The sequence below is a fragment of the Winogradskyella maritima genome (assembly GCF_042650215.1).
GTDB classification, from domain to species: domain Bacteria; phylum Bacteroidota; class Bacteroidia; order Flavobacteriales; family Flavobacteriaceae; genus Winogradskyella; species Winogradskyella maritima.
In genome coordinates, this window is sequence record NZ_JBHSAT010000004.1 from 1,612,984 (window position 1) to 1,633,090 (window position 20,107).

Annotated in this window: 19 protein-coding genes; 9 read left to right on the top strand and 10 right to left on the bottom strand. The window is 39.7% G+C overall.

All coding sequences use genetic code 11. From position 1 onward, the window contains the following. From ACFOSX_RS08435 to ACFOSX_RS08450, 4 genes are read left to right on the top strand one after another with little or no spacing between them, the layout of a single operon-like run. Entirely contained in the window at positions 1-918 is a 918-nt protein-coding gene (locus tag ACFOSX_RS08435) for a helix-turn-helix domain-containing protein (RefSeq protein WP_386099198.1), read from the top strand. A 33-nt stretch (positions 919-951) separates the two neighbouring features. Beyond that, positions 952-2,337, top strand: a complete 1,386-nt coding sequence (locus ACFOSX_RS08440) for an MATE family efflux transporter (RefSeq protein ID WP_386099201.1) — start codon at positions 952-954, stop codon at positions 2,335-2,337. 49 nt (positions 2,338-2,386) lie between these two features. Then, positions 2,387-2,614, top strand: a complete 228-nt coding sequence (locus tag ACFOSX_RS08445; protein ID WP_386099204.1) for a hypothetical protein — start codon at positions 2,387-2,389, stop codon at positions 2,612-2,614. Positions 2,615-2,617: 3 nt separating this feature from the next. Then, positions 2,618-3,184 (top strand): phosphatase PAP2 family protein, encoded by a 567-nt coding sequence (locus tag ACFOSX_RS08450; RefSeq protein ID WP_386099207.1) that lies wholly within the window; start codon positions 2,618-2,620, stop codon positions 3,182-3,184. Here ACFOSX_RS08450 and ACFOSX_RS08455 read toward each other — a convergent pair. From ACFOSX_RS08455 to ACFOSX_RS08465, 3 genes are read right to left on the bottom strand one after another with little or no spacing between them, the layout of a single operon-like run. Beyond that, the gene (locus ACFOSX_RS08455) at positions 3,171-4,790 is read right to left on the bottom strand and encodes an ArnT family glycosyltransferase (RefSeq protein ID WP_386099210.1); all 1,620 of its coding nucleotides are present in this window, start codon (positions 4,788-4,790) and stop codon (positions 3,171-3,173) included. The genes ACFOSX_RS08450 and ACFOSX_RS08455 overlap by 14 nt on opposite strands. Further along, entirely contained in the window at positions 4,787-5,407 is a 621-nt protein-coding gene (locus ACFOSX_RS08460; RefSeq protein ID WP_386099213.1) for a lipid-A-disaccharide synthase N-terminal domain-containing protein, read from the bottom strand. The genes ACFOSX_RS08455 and ACFOSX_RS08460 overlap by 4 nt, the downstream gene beginning before the upstream one ends. Further along, complete coding sequence (locus tag ACFOSX_RS08465; protein WP_386099216.1) at positions 5,404-6,120, bottom strand: glycosyltransferase family 2 protein; 717 nt, start codon at positions 6,118-6,120, stop codon at positions 5,404-5,406. Before ACFOSX_RS08465 ends, ACFOSX_RS08460 begins: the two co-directional genes overlap by 4 nt. 114 nt (positions 6,121-6,234) lie before the next feature. Here ACFOSX_RS08465 and ACFOSX_RS08470 point away from each other — a divergent pair, with 114 nt between their 5' ends. Next, a complete protein-coding gene (locus ACFOSX_RS08470) occupies positions 6,235-7,176 on the top strand; it encodes an NAD-dependent epimerase/dehydratase family protein (RefSeq protein WP_386099219.1) in 942 nt (313 codons plus the stop codon). Between the two features lie 153 nt (positions 7,177-7,329). On the opposite strand, the gene meaB is transcribed toward ACFOSX_RS08470, so the two are convergent. After that, positions 7,330-8,418 (bottom strand): methylmalonyl Co-A mutase-associated GTPase MeaB, encoded by a 1,089-nt coding sequence (gene meaB, locus ACFOSX_RS08475; RefSeq protein ID WP_386099222.1) that lies wholly within the window; start codon positions 8,416-8,418, stop codon positions 7,330-7,332. Positions 8,419-8,430: 12 nt separating this feature from the next. Further along, positions 8,431-9,006 carry a DUF2911 domain-containing protein gene (locus tag ACFOSX_RS08480; RefSeq protein ID WP_386099225.1) on the bottom strand — a complete coding sequence of 192 codons (576 nt, stop codon included), beginning with the start codon at positions 9,004-9,006 and terminating at the stop codon, positions 8,431-8,433. Positions 9,007-9,183: 177 nt separating this feature from the next. On the opposite strand from ACFOSX_RS08480, the gene ACFOSX_RS08485 reads away from it, so the two are divergent. The 4 genes from ACFOSX_RS08485 to ACFOSX_RS08500 are packed head-to-tail and all read left to right on the top strand — an operon-like array spanning position 9,184 to position 12,664. Further along, positions 9,184-9,735, top strand: coding sequence for an RNA polymerase sigma factor (locus tag ACFOSX_RS08485; RefSeq protein ID WP_386099228.1), 552 nt, complete (start codon positions 9,184-9,186; stop codon positions 9,733-9,735). Next, positions 9,719-10,297 carry a hypothetical protein gene (locus tag ACFOSX_RS08490; RefSeq protein WP_386099231.1) on the top strand — a complete coding sequence of 193 codons (579 nt, stop codon included), beginning with the start codon at positions 9,719-9,721 and terminating at the stop codon, positions 10,295-10,297. Before ACFOSX_RS08485 ends, ACFOSX_RS08490 begins: the two co-directional genes overlap by 17 nt. A 57-nt stretch (positions 10,298-10,354) precedes the next feature. Continuing rightward, on the top strand, positions 10,355-11,920 hold the full coding sequence (locus ACFOSX_RS08495) for a hypothetical protein (protein WP_386099234.1): 1,566 nt from the start codon (positions 10,355-10,357) through the stop codon (positions 11,918-11,920). Positions 11,921-11,971: 51 nt separating this feature from the next. After that, complete coding sequence (locus tag ACFOSX_RS08500; protein ID WP_386099237.1) at positions 11,972-12,664, top strand: peptidoglycan DD-metalloendopeptidase family protein; 693 nt, start codon at positions 11,972-11,974, stop codon at positions 12,662-12,664. A gap of 85 nt (positions 12,665-12,749) precedes the next feature. Here the strand turns inward: ACFOSX_RS08500 and secA are convergent, their stop codons facing one another. The 5 genes from secA to ACFOSX_RS08525 all read right to left on the bottom strand — a co-directional run bounded on the left by secA (position 12,750) and on the right by ACFOSX_RS08525 (position 19,957). Further along, positions 12,750-16,109, bottom strand: coding sequence for a preprotein translocase subunit SecA (gene secA / locus ACFOSX_RS08505; protein WP_386099240.1), 3,360 nt, complete (start codon positions 16,107-16,109; stop codon positions 12,750-12,752). 165 nt (positions 16,110-16,274) lie between these two features. Continuing rightward, on the bottom strand, positions 16,275-16,496 hold the full coding sequence (locus ACFOSX_RS08510; RefSeq protein WP_013187564.1) for a DUF2795 domain-containing protein: 222 nt from the start codon (positions 16,494-16,496) through the stop codon (positions 16,275-16,277). 185 nt (positions 16,497-16,681) lie between these two features. After that, entirely contained in the window at positions 16,682-17,257 is a 576-nt protein-coding gene (locus tag ACFOSX_RS08515) for a cob(I)yrinic acid a,c-diamide adenosyltransferase (RefSeq protein WP_386099243.1), read from the bottom strand. 1,012 nt (positions 17,258-18,269) lie between these two features. Next, positions 18,270-18,956, bottom strand: a complete 687-nt coding sequence (locus ACFOSX_RS08520) for an ABC transporter ATP-binding protein (RefSeq protein ID WP_386099246.1) — start codon at positions 18,954-18,956, stop codon at positions 18,270-18,272. 230 nt (positions 18,957-19,186) lie between these two features. Beyond that, on the bottom strand, positions 19,187-19,957 hold the full coding sequence (locus ACFOSX_RS08525) for an O-methyltransferase (RefSeq protein WP_386099249.1): 771 nt from the start codon (positions 19,955-19,957) through the stop codon (positions 19,187-19,189). Positions 19,958-20,107 lie beyond the last annotated feature (150 nt).

The window sequence follows — 20,107 nt, forward strand, 5'->3', positions numbered from 1 at the left end:
ATGAATGAATTAAAACATTTTAAAAAGGTTGGCGATTATCATAAAATTGCCAACCTATCCCCGCCAGAGCATCCGCTAATCAGTCTTGTGGATTATAGTGAGGTCAAATATCCCGAAGATATCGATGCCTTAAAGTGGAAACAAGACTATTATACCATTGGTCTCAAACGTCATATACCTTATAAGATGTTTTATGGCCAACAAGAGTACGATTTTGATGAAGGCCTAATGACATTCATTGCACCAAACCAAGTGATGGGCCTAGGCAATAACCCCAATGTAAAAGCCTCTTCCCCAAGTGGTTGGCTATTGTTGGTTCATCCCGATTTTTTATGGAATACCTCTTTGTCAGAATCTATTAAAACGTTCGAATTTTTCGACTACAGCGTCAGTGAATCGTTGTTTTTATCTGAAAAAGAGGAGCAGATGATGGAAGATTTGTTAAAGAACATTCAGCGAGAGTATAGAGCCAACATTGATAAGTTCAGTCAACAGATTATAGTCTCCCAGATAGAATTGCTGTTGAATTATGCCAACAGATTCTACGAACGCCAATTTATAACACGGCAAATCACAAACCATGGAATTGTCGCGAAAGTTGAGAAGCTACTGACTGATTATTTCGCAAACGATGATCTTATGAAAAAAGGTCTGCCTTCCGTAAGTTGGGTTGCTGATTCTGTTAATTTATCACCCAATTATTTGAGTAGTATATTAAAGACGGTCACTGGACAGAGTACGCAGCAACATATTCATAACGCCTTGATTGAGAAGGCGAAACTTCAATTATCAACTACGGCACTGTCAATTAGTGAGATTGCTTACACTCTAGGCTTTGAGCGTCCGGCGTCATTTTCAAAATTATTTAAAACCAAAACCGAGTTATCTCCTTTAGAATTCAGAAAAGCATTTAACTAAATGGATTAGTCGCAAAACCGCTATTTTTGCGCTGTGGTTTTGAGCAATTACATTAAAGAATTCAAATATAATCTGCAACTGGCAACGCCCGTTATTTTAGGGATGCTCGGTCATACTCTAGTGTCGTTCGTAGATAATATTATGGTAGGCCAGTTGGGCAGTGCCGAGTTGGCTGCCGTGTCTCTGGGCAACAGTTTTATTTTTATTGCTATGTCTTTGGGCATAGGCTTTTCAACGGCCATAACCCCGTTGGTAGCCGAAGCAGATGCCGAGGGCAATTTTGAAAAAGGGAAATCGGCATTTAAGCATGGCTTGTTCTTGTGTACTACCTTAGGTCTAATTCTGTTTGTAGGACTCTATTTTTCCAAGCCATTAATGTCTATCATGGATCAGCCGCAAGAGGTAGTGATTCTCGCAGGGCCTTATTTGGATTTAGTGGCATTCTCATTGGTGCCGCTTATTGTGTTTCAGGCATTTAAACAGTTTAGTGATGGCATGTCTCTAACGCGATATCCTATGTACGCTACCATAATTGCTAACCTCATTAACGTCGGGATTAACTATGTCCTAATCTTTGGGAAGTTTGGTTTCCCGGAGCTTGGCATCGTTGGTGCAGCTATTGGGACTTTGGTCTCGCGCTTTGTAATGCTACTTTACCTTTGGGTACTGTTAGCAAAAAAGAAGCGCACGAAGGCGTTTGTAACCAAAATCAAAATTTTTGCCCTAACAAAACAGGCCATCAATAAGTTGATTGCTTTGGGTGGCCCAAGCGCCATGCAAATGTTTTTTGAAGTCGCCATATTTACGGCAGCCATTTGGTTGAGTGGTATTTTAGGGAAGAACGCCCAGGCGGCCAACCAAATTGCACTCAACCTGTCTTCAATGACGTTTATGGTGGCTATGGGTTTAAGTGTTGCTGCCATGATACGCGTAGGAAACCAAAAAGGCTTGAAAGACTTTAGTAATCTAAAACGAATTGCCGAATCAATATTCTTAGTTGGTTTCGTTTTTGCCATTGGCTTCGCATTGGCGTTTGTTGTTTTTCACGATAGCTTGCCTCATTTATATGTAGATGTCAATGACCCCAAAAACGCTTTAGATACAATGGAAGTAGTTAAAATAGCATCAACGCTGCTATTAGCGGCGGCTGTGTTTCAAGTTACGGATAGTCTTCAGGTGATTGTTTTGGGTGCACTGAGAGGGCTTCAGGACGTTAAGATTCCCACACTTATTACATTTATTGCGTATTGGTTAATTGGGTTTCCTGTATCGTTCTTTCTAGGGAAGGACGATGCCTTGGGCAGTTTAGGGATATGGATTGGGTTGTTGGCGGGACTCACGGCAGCGGCCATGATGCTATTTTGGCGCTTTAATTACCTTACCAAAAAGCTGATTAGACAGAAAACCCTTCAAGCTTAACAATAAATTGTAACTTTGAAGTTTTGAATCTCAAACTTTGAAATAACGCATGGAGCTTCCAAAATTTATACTCGGAGACAACACAGATTTCCCCAATGCTATTTTTATAGTACATACCGAATTCCCGCGATTTGTCATTAATCTCGAAAATGATGAGGTAGAGTGGTTAGAGGAATTTGATCAGCACGACCAAAAAGAATTGGAAACCGAAACCGAGAACTACATCAAGGAAGCCACGGCCTTTTACGACCGTGAAATTGAACGATACGACCAATAGCAAATGGAACAGTTTTTTCAATCCGACTGGGACTTATTTTTATTTCTGAATAATCTGGGGAATGAAACCCTAGATCCTGTAATGCTCGCGATCACTAACGAGTTTACCTTTGTGCCACTCTATACGCTTTTACTTTACTTAATCTACAGAAAGCAAGGCGTAAAACCATTGATACTGGTGGTTTTGGTCACAGTAATTATGATAACCTTTACCGACCAATTGACTAATGTGGTAAAGCACTATTTTGAGCGTCCTCGTCCTTGTCGACAGCCAGGTGTTATGGAAACGGCACGATTTATAGCGGAACGTTGCGGCCCATTTGGGTTCTTTTCTGGGCACTCGTCCAATTCCATGGCAGCCGCAATTTTTGGAGGTCTTATCTTAAAACCTTACTACAAAAAGCTGATTTATATTCTCGTCGTATGGAGTATTATCGTTGGATTTAGTCGAATTTACGTTGGCGTGCATTACCCAACTGATTTATTGTTTGGCTTTATGTTTGGCGCCATCAGTGGTTTTGCATTCTATAAGCTCGATGTGTTTTTAAAGAGACAGTTTATCGACGCGTAAGTTTGTAAACCTTGTTTACCAAGCGTTCCTTGTAACTTCTGCTGTTTTTTTCTGAAGTGTTTAAATCGAAAGTGCCGATTAGTTCTATTCGATATAAGTTTGAAAGCGCTTCTGGAATCTCGGTTTCATTATGATTGAATGCCAATAAGAATGAAGACGCTTCTGGAATTTGCAAGCCTCCTTCGGTTTTTAAAACGGGAATTTTAGAACCGTAATTCCAAATGGCTTCAGGCGAAATACCTGAATAAGCATGTAATTTTAAATCGTCTGAAGTATCGAGTTCTGCAATGGGCTTATAGTTTGAAGCTTTATTGTTATCAGCTAATGGCAAAGCCAACAGACCAAGAGTAAGCATCATTAAGAAATTTAAGGCAATGGTTTTGCTGATGTCTTTCGTTCTAAGGGATTTCAAAATTAAAAAACCTAAAATGAGAAGGCAAATCGATGCCAAAATGTAGAGCACCAAATACAGACCTGAAAAACCGCCCAATGCCAAGTACGCCAAAATAGGAAAAACTACGGCGACTAGTCCAATCAGTCCAAAATTAAAATAAACAGGATAGGTTTCTTTCTTATCCGACATCGACTTGAATGACCGCACCAAATATTCCAAATAAAATCCAATGTTAATCGCCAACGGAATGAGTACTGGCATGAGGTAGCGCGATTTCTTTTCAGGAACAATAGATAAGAGAATAACCGCAAAAAGCGTCCAAAATAAGCTGAATTTATAGGCCTTTAGATTAGAAACACGTGACTTTAAGTAAGGATACAACAAACTAACAAAGGCAGGAATGGTCCACAACCCACTTTGGGTAAAGAAACTCCAATAGTAGTAAAACGGTCTTACATTATAGCTACTCCAATTCCCCGTTTCCTTGCTAGCAATGGCGGTAAAGGTTTCAGGATCTGCAATACGAACATATAAATACCACAAACCGCCAATGGCTATTCCGAACACCAAAAGAGTAATCCATTTGAGATGTCTCAAAATCCCACCTTCAAATTTATAGACGAACACATAGCTCAGTACAAATGGTAGAAAAAGCGCATATAAGGAGACCGGGCCTTTGGATAATACTGTTGCGGCTATCATAATGGCAAACAAGATGCTATTCCAAAATTTCGCTCTGCCCTGAAACAACATGAATAATTGACACAAAGCAATAGTCGTAAACCCATGGGCGTAGATATCCCAAGGCGCTTCAACCACAATACCGATGATATAAAATGAGGTTACGGCAACAAATGCGTTCCGTAGACTTTGGGCCTTTTCTAATTGTAATTGTTTGGATAATAGGTAGACTTGACTCCCAATAATCCCAATAAGCAAAATGGCTGGTAAGCGTAAGGCCCAAACCTTTGTAATGCCAAAGATGCTTCCAAAAAATGCTGTAATCCAAGTCGGTAGAGGGGGCTTTTGATAGCGGGCTTCACCGTTCATGGTGGTCAAAATCCAGTTGTCGTCTTGCAACATTTCTCTAGCGGCGATAAAATTCCGGGCCTCCATAATACTTACAGGTAAGACCCAAAGACTTAGTCCCAGCATTAGAAAGACAAAAGCAAAGATGCTCGCTATCGGATATTTCTCAATGGTCTTAATCATTTGTTTTTTCGGATTAGCATGGCGTTTCTAGCGTAAATTATAATTCCGAATAAGTGACCTACAAACAACACGGGATCTTTACGGATAATGGCGTAACATAAAATCATAAGTGCACCAATGAGGCTCATCACCCAAAACCCCATTGGTAAGCTCGATGTTTTTTCACGTTCAGAATATAACCACTGGTAAATAAAACGCAAGGTAAAAACAACTTGTGCAGCGATGCCCAAAATCAAGAGCCATATTGGGATTGCTTCATTCTTAAAGAGTAAATCAATATCTATTTTATTGTTATTGAAGTAGTAAACACCGATGAGTATAGGCAAAATGACAAAGCCAATTTGTGCTATTTTAGGATAGCGTTTCCATTCACCTTGCAACTGTAAATTTCTTATATAAATGTAATACGTTAGCGACTGGCCTAACATTATGGCAAAGTCTAATCGGAGATAGCCATAAATAAATAGGAGGAATGAGGCAATTAAACTCAGCGTCCAAAACAAGGTCGGTGTAACGACTTTCTTCTGTTTTTCAGATTTTACCCATTGCACAATGAGACGCGATGAAAACAAGATTTGAGCTAAAAACCCAATACTATAAATCATCCAATCTTTCATTCGCTTTTAGAGGCTACTTTGTAATTGATGTATTTTTTCTTCATCCATAAATAGGCGAAACAGTCCATTAATGGGCCTAGAAGTCGATTCCATAAACCATATTTCGCTTCTCCGGCAACACGCGGAAAATGTTGGACGGGCACTTGCTTTATTTTTCCCTCTTGAAGAAGAATCATCGCTGGTAAAAACCGGTGCAAGCCTTTAAACATAGGAATGCGCTTGGCATAATCCGTATGAATGATTTTTAACGGACAACCCGTATCGTCCATACCGTCTTTGGTAAACGCCCTTCGAATACCGTTGGCAATTGTTGAAGACATATTCTTCACAAAGGAGTCCTTTCGATTAGCGCGTACACCAGTTACCAAATGGTAATCTTCGGAATGTTCCAATAATAAATTGAAGTCTTCAGGTGCGGTCTGTAAGTCAGAATCGATATAACCCACCAATCGGGATTCGGTATGATCAAAGCCAGCTTTAATGGCGGCACTTAATCCTTTGTTAGCTTCAAACGAAATAAAATGGAAATCGGGTTGACGAGCACAAATGGCTTCAATCATTTCTTGACTATTGTCCTTGGATCCGTCATTCACAAAGAGAATCGAAGTGGGGACAGATGCAATCTTTAAATAATCTGAAAGCTCTTTTTCTACCCGCTCCAGGTTGTCTTCTTCATTATAAACAGGAACGATAATGCTAAGGTCATACCCCATAAAGCCGTGTGTTGGTCTAATTTGGCTGTAAAAATATCGTTTTTTTTGGATAGTCTTTGTGGTGGTAGGTTTAAATACAAAAAAGATGTTTCTTTGTGATGCTCAGAACAAATTATGAAGATTTTAGTTACAGGAGTTGCCGGATTTATAGGGTCACATTGCGCCGAACGCTTATTGCATTTGGGGCACGAAGTGATTGGTATAGACAATTTTTCTGATTATTACGCTGTTGATTTAAAAGAAATGAATGCCAAAGCGGTTAAAGATAAAGGTGGTAAAATCCTAAAACTCGATTTAAGAGATGCTGAATTTCATCACATACTTTCTACAGATTTCGATTACATCTTTCATTTTGCCGCACAACCTGGGATTTCTCAATCATCGACGTTTGAAGATTATGAAAGCAATAATGTCATCGGAACAAAAAACCTGATTGATTTTGCCCTTCTGAATAAAAAACTCAAACTGTTTGTTAATATCGGAACCTCGTCCATTTATGGATTAGAAGCTACTTCGCCTGAAGATGTTGCGCCCAAACCTGCATCACATTATGGTGTTACTAAATTGGCGGCGGAGCAATTGGTGCTTCAGAAGAGCAGGGAAGGGAAGATGAAGTCCTGCTCCTTACGTTTGTATTCGGTTATTGGCCCAAGGGAGCGCCCAGAAAAAATGTACACCAAACTGATAGCCGCGGGATTGAATAATACATCCTTTCCTCTTTTTGAAGGAAGCGCCAAACACCTGAGAAGTTTTACTTATGTTGGTGATATAATTGATGGTGTAGTTGCTGTTATTGGTAAGGAAGATTCTGTTGACAGCGAAGTGATTAATTTGGGTACGGAGCAAGAACACACTACACAAGAAGGTATCGATACGGTATCTGAAGTTTTAGGACAATTCATTACAATAGAAAAAGTTCCTGCAAGACAAGGTGATCAATTGCGCACTAAAGCCAATATTGATAAAGCCCGAAAATTATTGAATTATAATCCTACCAAAACGTTAAGAGAAAGTATTGAGGCACAAGTAGCTTGGTACGAGGCTAATTTTTCTTAAAGCTTAATCTGGCTCGAGAAGTAACTAAATCATCATCTATAAATACCCCTAAAGTCCCCTCAAGGGGACATCAGTTCTAAGTGTATTTTTAAGATTGTCCCCTTGAGGGGACTTTAGGGGTGTAAGGTTTGGACGAGAATCGCCTTAATAAAACTAAAGACTATGTAGACTCAACAAATAATCCGCCGCTGCAAAAGGCGTAGTCTCACCATCTTTAATCAATTGAATTTGTTTTTGCAATTCGTCTTCCAATTGTGGTTGATTATAAAATCGGCTTTTTAATTGTTCCTCAATAGTTTGCTTCAGCCAAAATGTGTTTTGTTCGTTTCGGTTGTGCTCAAAGAAGTTATTAGCTTTTACCGTATCTAAATAGTCTAGAATCATGTCGTAGATCTCAGAAATCCCTTCGTTTTTCAGTGCACTACAAATAGCGGTCTTTGGTGACCAGCCCGAAGCTTTTTCCGGATAAAGATGCAAGGCTCTATTGAATTCCAGTTTTGCCGCTTTTGCCGCTTTAACGTTTTCGCCATCTGCTTTATTGATAACAATAGCATCAGCCATTTCAATAATCCCGCGTTTAATACCTTGAAGTTCATCACCTGCACCAGCCAGTTTCAATAGCAAGAAAAAATCCACCATGCTATGTACGGCGATTTCGCTTTGGCCAACGCCGACAGTTTCAATGATAATGGTATCGTAACCTGCCGCTTCGCAAAGAATAATGGTTTCACGCGTTTTTCTCGCTACGCCTCCCAAAGAATCTCCAGAAGGTGAGGGTCGGATAAATGCATTCTCCGTTTTCACCAAGTCTTCCATTCGGGTTTTATCACCCAAAATACTGCCTTTACTTAAACCGCTACTCGGGTCAACGGCCAATACGGCAATTTGTTTTCCTTCGTCGATGAGGTGCTTTCCAAAGGTCTCAATAAAGGTGCTTTTGCCCACGCCAGGAACACCTGTGATGCCTATTCTTATAGAATTATTTGCATGTGGCAAACAGCCTTTGATGACAGTAGATGCTTTTTCGGAATGTGCAGGATTTGTACTTTCAATTAAGGTAATTGCACGACTCAAGGCCGAAATATCTTGCGCGAGTATCCCTTCGATTAAAGCTTCAGCTGTTGGATTGTTCTGTCGTCGTTTTTTTATGTTGTGAAGTGCATCCGTATTTAGCGCATCTGGTTCAGAAATACCAGGTTGTTCATGAAGCGCTGAGGTTTTGGATGTTTTTTTCTTCGTCACGACAGTTTATAATTACGGTCGTGTTCTATTGACCAATTTCAGTGGAATTGCTACTTTGGTTTGGTCCCAAGCCATGGTTAGCTTTAGGTCTCCAGTAGTATTATCAAAGGCTATGGTAAAATCCTCAACAACGGTTTCTAAGTCTTGAGTTGGGACTTGGAGGGTTATCACATCGAAATTAGGGTCCCACATGGGTTCCATTTTTTCATCGACACCCCAAGGGTATTGCTTGCTGTTAAACATCACTTTCCACGCAGAATCCATGGGGACCGACCATAAGGTATAATCGCCTTTTGGAAGAAACATACCTTCAATCATCAAATCTTGATTTGTGGAAAATGTCGTCGCTTCGTTTGCACCAGTTCGCCATACCTTATCATAAGGCACCAAAGCGCCAAAAACCTCTCTGTCTCGTTTGGAAGGGCGGTTGTATTCCACTTCCAATTTTAGGTCGTTTAATTCAATCTTCGCTGTATCCTTCGGGCTTAATCGTGGTGAAAAGATATTTTCAACAAAATAAGAATAGAGAAAAAGACCGAGGGCCACGATGGATAAAACAATGAGAAGGCGTTTGAGAAACGTATTCATAAAAGCGGTAAAATTTTAGGCTTAAAGATAGTTCAAATCTTAAATATCCATTAGGAAAAGGGTGAAATTTAGGTAACTTCAGAAATAATTTTCAAAAATTTGAGAAAATTTGCAACACAGATATTTTTGTGTCGTCTTTAGATTGAACCTAACCAATTAACCAAAACCAATTAACGCATGTTTCACGTTGAAATTGTTGAAAAATGCAAGCAAAACGATAGGCAAGCACAGCTCAAACTTTACAAACAGTATTGCGACGGCATGTTTGTGGTGGCCAACCGATTTGTAAAAAATACCATGGAAGCTGAAGACGTGGTCCAAGAAGCCTTCATAAAAGCCTTCACAAAAATAGACCAGTATAAAGCCGAAGTGACCTTTGGGGCATGGTTAAAACGAATTGTGATTAATAAGAGTATAGACCTCCTAAAATCTAAAAAACAACGGTTAGAAGATTTGGAAGATATCCACTTGAAAGTTGTAGACCAAGATAACGATGACGAGTGGTTAGTTGAAGACCACGTTACTATTGACGAGGTGAAGGCAAAGATTGAAACTTTACCAGATAAATATAAATATGTTCTGATGCTGTATTTGATAGAAGGCTATGACCATCAAGAAATTTCGGAAATACTGAATATCAGTCAAGTGGCGTCAAGAACACAATTATCACGAGGAAAGGTATTATTACAGAACTTATTAAATGTAGAAAAAAATGGCACAAGATATTAGAGACTTATTCAAGCAAGAACAGCAAAATAGTGTATCAAAACTATCCGAAGGCCACGAAGCACGCTTTATTAAAAAGTTGGATGATGCTTTACCAAAAAAAGCGTCCAGGAAAAGCGGTTGGTCGTTTTTAAGCATTGCGGCGAGTGTGGTTGTCCTTTTGGGATTGGGCTATGGCACCTTTCAATATTTGAATCAACCAATAGAAAATGATACAACCGAAATTGTAGAAGCAATAACGCCCGAGGTGAAAACCATGGGCGATTTTTCGCCAGACCTTAAAAAAGTAGAAGATTATTATTTGGCAAGTATCAATTTAGAATTGTCTAAAGTGGAATTAACCCCAGAAAATAAGGAGGTATTCGATGGCTATTTAATGCAGTTAGAAGAACTTAAGACCGAATATCACAACCTCAATTTGGAGTTGACTGAAAACGGAGCTAATCCGCTAACCATTGATGCCCTTATAAATAATTTAAAATTGAGACTCAATTTATTGTATCGTCTCCAAGAGCAGTTAAAAGATTTGCAGGCTGTTGATGCCAACGGCGAATCGAGTATATAATATCAATCTATCAATAATTCATCACTAATTAACGAACAGTTTAAAAATCAATTCATCATGAAAAAAAGAGTAGTACAATTTGCCCTTTGTTGCCTTATCGGAAGTTTAGCTTATGGGCAGACCAAAGTGGAAAAAACCAAAAAGAGTATCAATGCTTCCAAGGATGTTACCATCGATTTAAATACCAATTATGTAGAAATTGAAATCGATACGTGGAACCAAAACACTGTAGAGGTTGAAGCCTATATAGAAAGTACTAAACTCAGCAAGGACGAGTTGCAAAAGGCCTTAAAATCGTGGGGTTTAGAAATCAGTGGTTCGGGAGACTATGTCAGCATCAACTCTAAAGGAGGGCTAGCAGGCGGGCTTTTTTCGGAAGGCGATTATGCTAACGAATTACGGGATTTAGAAATCCGTTTGGCCGATTTACCGGACATACCTAATATTCCAAATTTACCAGAAATGAATTTTGCTATTACTGAAATGCCTAACATGTCAGAGTTTCCAGAAATGCCAGAGTTACCAGAATTACCAGAAGGCGTCAGTTCGGTGCAGTTTGATTATGACCGCTATAAAAAAGAAGGTGATACCTATCTAGAAAAATGGAGTTCGGAGTACGAAGCCAAATATGGTAAGGAGTACAAGGAGAAAATGAAAAAATGGGCTAAAGAGTTTGAAGCGTCCGGTTTTCAAGAAAAAATGGAAAAGTGGGGTGAGGAATTCGGAAAGAAGTTCGAAGGCAAATGGTCCAAAGAGATGGAAGCTTGGGGCAAAAAGTTCGGAGAGCAATTCGGAAAAGATTTTGAGAAAAACATGGAGAATTGGGGTAAGGAGTTTGAGAAAAGCTTCGGAAAAGATTTTGAAAAACGCATGGAAGCTTGGGGCGAGAATTTAGCCAAAAGTTTAGAAGCGAGAAGCGAAGCCATGGAAAAGCGAGAAGAAAGCCTTGCTAAACGCCTAGAGTCCATGGAAGAGCGTCAAGAAGCCTTAGCCGAACGCAACGAGGCTAGACGTAGCGCTTTAAATAACAGAGCCTTGTTTAGGTCTCGCGGTACAAATAGCGATGTAAAAAAAGTCATAAAGATTAAAATGCCAAAGAAGGCAAAATTAAAACTGAATGTAAGGCATGGCGAGCTTAAAATGAGCTCTGTGATATACAATGCCAAAGGTGATATTTCACATTCAAAAGTATTGGCACAGCACATTGATGGGAGTTCTACTTCCATCAATGCTAGCTATTCGCAGGTGTTGATTGACGAATGGAACAAAGGCAGTCTTAACTTAAAATATGTGGATGATGCAGTATTAAATAAGGTGTCTGGCTTGAGTTTAACCTCCAAGTCTTCAAACATTAATATCGATTACCTGTCGGGTAATAACATGATTAACGGAAGTTTTGGAGAGTTGGCCATTCATAATATTATGGATGATTTTAATAACCTCAATGTCGTTTTAGAAAATAGTGATGCTTGGTTAAAGTTACCAAAAACCGACTACAGCCTAATGTATTCTGGTGAACGTTCAAAGTTGAATGACAAACTGATGACGAAGAAAGTGGTGAATTCAGATTCTGGAAAATCCATTATTATCAACGCTAAATTCAGTAATGTGACTATAGAATAGCACTACGTTTCTTATTAAATTTGATTAGTTTTAAGTTCGAAAATAAATGCGATGTCTAAAACTAATTTCGAAGTCTTTTTAGAGGCTTTAAGCCCAAAGCCTTTAACCGTTTTATCCCCTTCAATCTCTTTGAAGGATTTTTGTTTTTTAGACCTTTCCCTTCAGAATGAAGCTTTAAAAGATGTAGATGTATCGTCATCTGATGAACTTGAGACCTTCATTTTTAATCACATTAAATCGAATAATGCCAAAGTCGCTTACGGTGGTTATTTGGAATCCCGTGGCATTTATAACCGGTCAGATTATTTTAACGAGACTGACCCAGAATTAGAACGCAATATCCACTTGGGTCTGGATTTATGGTTGGAAGCAAATGCTCCCATCTTCGCACCCTTAGATGGTATAATACATTCTTTTGCCAACAATACCAATCACGGCGATTATGGACCAACACTTATTTTAGAGCATAAAATCAAAGGTCAAACGTTTTACACCTTGTACGGTCATTTAAGTTTAGCTTCGCTCCAGGGCAAATCGGAAGGTCAACCTATCACAAAAGGCGAAGCAATTGCAACGCTTGGCACTGCAGACGTGAATGGCGATTACCCACCGCATTTACATTTTCAGATAATTAAGGATATTAAAGATTATAAAGGCGATTATCCTGGTGTTTCAAATTTGAAAGACTTAGAGTTTTACAAGGAGAATTGTCCAAATCCTAATCTATTACTAAAACTTTTTTAAAATAAAAACCCCAGAACTAATTCTGGGGTTAAGGTTATTTTTTATATGAATACCTCGAGGGATAATAATTAAATCTTGAAAAAGATTATTCTTGGTCTACCAACACATACTCGCCTTTATCAATCAAAGGAATGGCTTGTTTATATTTTACCACTTTACTTTCACCACTCATCACATGTTTAATGGTCACACGGTCGTTACGCCCAATTTTTGGTTGCTCACGGACAATGGTTTCTACCACTTGTTGCTGACGTGAAGCACCCGCACCAACGGAGCGACTCTGTGCGGCACGCTCATCGAGGTTTTGGATTTCCTCTTTTTGCTCTTGTGTTTTTTCTTGACGACGGGCTTTGGCTTCCTGAATAGTATTGGCGGTTTCCTGAGGGATTTCACCTTTAAACAAGAAGGAAATTACGTCTTTGTTAACTTGGTCGATCATTTGTTTGAAAAGCTCAAACGCTTCAAACTTATAAATCAACAACGGATCTTTTTGCTCGTGAACAGCTAATTGCACCGACTGTTTAAGTTCATCCATTTTACGTAAATGGGTTTTCCAAGCGTCATCCACAATTGCCAGGGTAATATTCTTTTCAAAATCGTTTATCAGTTGCTTTCCTTTGGTTTCATAAGCCTTTTCTAAATCTGTTACGACCTGAATGTTTTTAGTACCATCCGTAAAAGGCACAACAATTCTTTTGAAACGATCGCGCTGTGTGTTGTACACATTTTCAATCACGGGAAAGGCTAAATCGGCAGCACGTTGCATCTTTTCTTTGTAATGCTTGAAAGCCGCTTTGTACACACGACCAGCAATTTCTTGAGCCCCTAGTTTTCCAAATTCTTCTTCAGAAATTGGAGATGGCATAGAGAAGTAGCGGATCAATTCGAATTCAAAATTCTTGTAATCATTGGCTTCCTTGTTTGTTTCTGCGATGCCTTCCGACGTATCAAAAATCATGTTGGCCAAATCCACACTTAATCGCTCACCTTGTAAGGCGTGACGACGGCGTTTGTACACAACCTCACGCTGTGCGTTCATCACATCATCATATTCTAACAAACGCTTACGAATACCGAATTGGTTTTCTTCAACTTTCTTTTGGGCACGTTCAATAGATTTTGAAATCATGCCGTGCTGAATCACTTCGCCTTCCTTAAGCCCCATACGGTCCATCATTTTGGCGATACGCTCACTTCCGAACAAACGCATTAAGTTATCTTCCAAAGACACATAGAATTGCGAACTTCCTGGGTCTCCCTGACGACCAGAACGCCCACGTAACTGACGGTCTACACGACGCGAATCGTGACGTTCCGTACCTATAATGGCTAAACCACCGGCTTCCTTAACGGCTTCAGATAATTTAATATCCGTACCACGACCTGCCATGTTGGTGGCAATAGTCACCTGTCCAGGTTGACCAGCTTCTGCAACGATATCAGCCTCTTTTTTATGAAGCTTGGCGTTCAATACATTGTGCGGAACTTTGCGTTGGGTCAATATTTTTCCAAGTAATTCCGAAATGTCTACAGAAGTTGTACCAATCAATACAGGTCGCCCAGCTTGAGATAAAGCAGTAACTTCATCTACAACTGCATTATATTTTTCGCGCTTAGTTTTATAGACTAAATCGTCACGGTCATCTCTTGCGATTGGACGATTGGTTGGTATTTCAACCACATCTAATTTATAGATTTCCCAAAGCTCACCCGCTTCCGTTACCGCAGTACCCGTCATACCAGAGAGCTTACGGTACATTCTAAAATAATTCTGAAGCGTCACCGTAGCAAAGGTTTGTGTGGCGTCTTCAATCTTCACATTTTCCTTGGCTTCAATCGCTTGGTGTAATCCGTCAGAATAACGACGACCATCCATAATACGACCAGTCTGTTCATCCACAATCATCACCTTGTTGTCCATGACAACATACTGCGTGTCTTTTTCGAATAGGGCGTAGGCTTTTAAAAGTTGATTCAATGTGTGAATTCGTTCTGACTTAACCGAGAAATCACGGAATAAGTCTTCTTTTAACACGGCTTCTTCTTCAGCAGGAAGACCTTTATTTTCTATCTTGGCGATTTCCGTACCCATTTCTGGCATCACAAAGAAATTAGGGTCGTCCTTACCAGATAATTCCTCGACACCTTTATCAGATAATTCAACCTGATTGTTCTTTTCATCGATAACATAATAGAGTTCTGCATCAACCTTTGGCATTTCTCTATTGTTATCTTGCATATAGAAGTTTTCAGTCTTTTGAAGGAGTTGTTTAATCCCTTCCTCACTCAAAAACTTAATCAGGGCCTTATTTTTTGGAATACCTCGATAGACTCTCAGTAATTGGAAACCACCTTCTTTAGTGTCACCTTCAGCAATCAGCTTTTTGGCTTCAGCCAATACACCGACTAAATATTTGCGTTGCGTTTCAACCAAACTGCTCACCTTAGGTTTAAGCTCGTTGAACTCATGTTGATCGCCTTTTGGGATTGGACCAGAAATAATCAAGGGCGTTCTGGCATCATCAATCAATACAGAATCCACCTCATCCACAATGGCGTAGTGGTGTGGGCGCTGTACTAAATCTTCTGGTGCGTGCGCCATGTTATCTCTTAGGTAGTCAAAGCCAAATTCGTTATTGGTACCATAGGTAATATCTGCGTTGTAGGCGGCACGTCGTTCTGGGGAGTTTGGTCTGTGGTTGTCTATACAATCCACGCTTAAGCCATGGAATTGAAATATAGGCGCCATCCAGGCACTATCACGTTTCGCCAAATAATCATTCACCGTTACTAAGTGTACACCATTCCCAGCTAAAGCATTTAAATATACTGGAAGCGTTGCTACCAAGGTTTTACCTTCACCCGTTTGCATCTCCGCTATTTTACCTTGGTGCATAGCGGCACCACCGATAAGTTGGACATCATAGTGAATCATATCCCATGTAATGGGCTTACCAGCGGCATCCCAAGAATTGGACCATAAGGCTTTGTCTTCTTGAAGGGTCACATAATCATTTGCTCCTGAAATCTCACGGTCAAAAGCAGTGGCTGTGACCTCAATTTCGGTATTATTTACAAAGCGCTTTGCGGTTTCCTTTACTACGGCAAAGGCTTCAGGAAGAATCTCGTTGAGAACATCTTCAGAAATGGTATAGATTTCATCTTTGATGCTATCTATTTTCTGATAGATGTCTTCGCGTTCATCAATATCTTCTGTGGCTTCTGCTTGTTTGGTTAGCTCGGCTATTTCGTCATTGTAGGGCTTTCGCGCTTCAGCGATTTTGGTTTTGAATGCTTCGGTCTTAGCTCTTAACTCATCGTGCGATAAGGCTTCCAAGGCAGATTCAAAAGCCTTAACCTGTTCAACGATAGGAGAGAGTGCTTTGACATCTTGTTTGGATTTGTCGCCGACAAAAAGTTTAAGTACGGAATCTAAAATGCTCATTTATGTATGCTTTAAAAGGCTTGGGTGGCCTGTGTTTTCAATATGTTTGGTTAGCCGAAAAGGCTGGTAAATATACGGTTTGTCTAAGGGTTTTTAAAACCTTAATTCATAAAAAAAAGTCTCAAAACCGTTAGGAAGAGACTTTTTGTTTAAGCTGTTGTTATTCTAATATTCATCCTCGTTCCAGAGGTAATCATCATCAGTTGGATAATCTGGCCAAATTTCCTCAATAGAGTCGTATGAATCTCCTTCATCCTCTATGGATTGTAGATTTTCAACGACTTCTAAAGGCGCTCCTGTACGGATAGCGTAATCGATTAATTCGTCTTTAGTGGCTGGCCAAGGTGCATCACTTAAATAAGATGCTAATTCTAATGTCCAATACATTTCGTTATGGGTATTTAATTTTCTGCAAAAATAATTTTTTAGACTAAAAAGCCAAGAAAAAATCAAATTAATTCCATGGTATCAACTATTTAATACTTAAATGTCTCATCAATATTCAAAGAACGTCTGATTTTGTCACGTTTCGGAAGAGCGTATTGCAATGACTTTTCCTAACTGAAAAGCAATCAAGATTCTTTCTTGGGAATCCACTTTACTTCATCGGCTTGCAAGTCATGGGACAACTTTCGTGCCAACACAAAAAGGAAGTCAGACAGTCGGTTGATGTACATTAAGGTTTCGGGTTGAAAAGGCTCTAAACTGTTAAGATGCGAGGCCAAACGCTCGGCACGACGACATACACAGCGCGCAATGTGACAGAATGACACGGTTTGGTGCCCACCTGGCAATACAAAGTGTGTCATCTCGGGTAATTGGGCATTCATGCTGTCCATAGCATCTTCTAGTTTCTTGATGTCGGCGTCTGAAATCTTTGGAATGTTCAATCGGGCTTTACCGTTTTTCAATGTTGCTTTTTCAGGGTCTGTAGCCAAGATTGCGCCTACAGTGAATAGCCTATCCTGAATATCCATCAGCAATGATTTGTAAATCGGGTCTATCTGCTGGTCTCTAATGAGTCCGATGTGCGAGTTGAGTTCGTCTATTGTGCCGTAACTTTCAATACGGATATGGTGTTTTGGAACACGTGTCCCTCCGAATAGGGCGGTTGTGCCTTTGTCGCCTGTTTTGGTGTAGATTTTCATGTTTGTAAAGTTAAGGCTTCTGTAGAAAAATTTAATAGTATTTCTTTCTGTTCATTTTGTCTTGATATAAAACTAATTAATCCCGAAGCGTTGGGAGTAACATGTTTTTTTGTGTATACTTCTCGATACAATTTACTCGTACCTCATAAATCACTCGAAGTGACGAATGTTTGTTGTTCCGTCAGTTCGAGTGGCGGGCCAGAGCACGCTTATCGAGAACCTATTATGGATATACGAATTAGATTTGACAATGAAAGACTTCTCAATATAATTTGCTCGTGCCTCACAAACCACTCGAAGTGACGTTCTTCTTAATACACTTGGCCCATGCTTCACAAATCATTCTCCCGAAGCGTTGGGAGTGACATGTTTTTTTGTGTATACTTCTCGATACAATTTACTCGTACCTCATAAATCACTCGAAGTGACGAATGTTTGTTGTTTCGTCAGTTCGAGTGGCGGGCCAGAGCACGCTGTATCGAGAACCTATTATGGATTTACGAATTAGATTTGACAATGAAAGACTCCTCGATACAATTTGCTCGTACCTCACAAGCTATTGGAACGGATGTTCTTCTCGATACGTTTTGTTCGATTCCTCACAAACCACTCTCCTGAATCCTCGGGAGTTACAAAAAATCATTTTCTAAATTTAATGTGACTATCTACTGCCTACTAACTGTCTACTGCCAACTAAATGATTTTAGATTTAACTAAAAGTCTCTACTCTTTAAAATCTCGATTTTGTTTTTTCTTGAAGTAGGAATCCTTATACCTGCCTCTCTCTTTTGGTTTTGAGATTTTTCCTAAAGTGAGGGAAATGATTATAAACCCAAGTATTAGTAGAAGTAACATTTAATTTCTTTGGTATTTGTCATTATAGTGAATATACTAAAAATTAAAGTGTCTTGATAAATTATGAAGAAATTGGAAATAGTTAGACCTATAATTATTTCCCCTTTGGGGAACATCGATGACCTTTGGAAAAGCTATTACACCATCAAGGGGCTTATTAATTAAAGGTATCACTCTCAATGACCCCATCCCTAAGTCGGATGACACGTTTGGCGTGGGCGGCGATATCTTCTTCGTGGGTGACCATAATTACGGTGTTTCCAGCACTATGGATTTCGTTAAAAAGCGCCATGATTTCTGTCCCGGTTTTGGAATCTAAGTTCCCTGTTGGCTCATCGGCTAAGATAATCGATGGCTTATTAACTAAAGCTCTGCCAACCGCAACACGTTGTCGTTGTCCACCAGAAAGCTGATTCGGTTTATGGTCCATACGGTCGGCAAGTCCAACGTCAGTCAGCACTTCAGAAGCACGGGCGGCACGCTCTTTTTTTGAGGCACCTGCATAAATCATCGGAAGGGCGACATTGTCTAAAGCTGTAGTTCTCGGCAAAAGGTTAAACGTTTGAAATACAAAGCCAATTTCCCTGTTTCGGATTTCGGCCAGTTCATCGTCACTCATTTGGCTGACGTCTGCGCCGTTAAGGATATAACTCCCCGCGGTAGGCGTATCTAAGCAACCCAGTAAATTCATTAATGTGGATTTTCCTGAACCCGAAGGCCCCATAATAGCGACATATTCGCCACGTTTTATATCTAAGTCTATACCTTTTAATACATGAACGGTCTCTTGGCCCATTTTAAAATCCCGAATAATGTTTCGGATTTCAATAACGTTGGATGTCATACAATCACTGTGCTTTAGTTGATTTGCCTGCAAGATACAGGTTTACTGTCTTAATGAGACGTTAAAAGTTTTAGGTTGTTACATTTGGTTTTAAGTTTTTTAGTAGGCAGTAGGCAGTAGGCAGTAGGCAGTAGGCAGTAGGCAGTAGGCAGTAAGCAGTAGGCACTCTTTGCGTCTCTGTGCCTTGGCGAGGTCTGGTTTACTTTTCAACTTCAACTTCAACTTCAACTTCAGCTTCGAATTCTAAAATGTTCTTTCTGTTGTTCCTGTCTAAAAAATATAAAGCCTAGATGAAAGGTATCCACGGTGACTCTTACTTGAGGATGCTTTTTAATTTGTTCCCAAGCCTCTGTCATGCCTTTGGACCAATAGATATCATCAAATATAAAAACTGAATTATTATGCGCCTTGGGCAATAATTTTTCAAAATAGTTGAGCGTGGCTTGCTTTTGATGATGCCCGTCAAAAAACACCAAATCAAAAGTGTCGTTTTGAAGCGTTGGAATTAAGGAAGTGAAATCACCTTTTAAAAAGGTAACAGAATCTATTCCGAATACCTTGTGTGTGGCTTTGGCAAAATCTGATGTGTTAGGGCAACCGTCAATGGTAATCAGGTTGTTTCCTGGCATTCCCAGTGACATTGCGTGTGTGGCCATTCCTAATGAAGTTCCCAATTCTAAAGCGCTTTTTATTTTGAAGTATTTACTCACACAGTATAAGAGCTTTGCCTGCCTAATAGAACTGCTCGACTGACGCACCATTCTTTTAACATGGCGTTTGGTAGTTGGCAAGCGTTTGGAGCCTGCACCCAAATCCGTAACATTTAAAATTGTGTCAGAAGACTTTAAATAATCGCGATACTCTGAAATAGAAGTGTAAGCTTTATACGTTGTTTTGTCATACAAACACTTTGTCACAAAATCATAGACAAAAGGGGAGTGGACACCGTGTTGGTTGGTGGATTTGATAAGGAATTTTATGTATGATAAGATTTGATACACTTGTTAGTTATGAGCTTTGAGTCATTAGTCGTGAGCTGTTAGCTTTGAGTTGTTTGCTTGTTTTTTATTGAGTTAATTTTTGTCAAACTCCCCGTCTTCTCCTATCGTCAAATCCACCCCTCTTCGTCTGAAGCGGGGAGCTTTTAAATT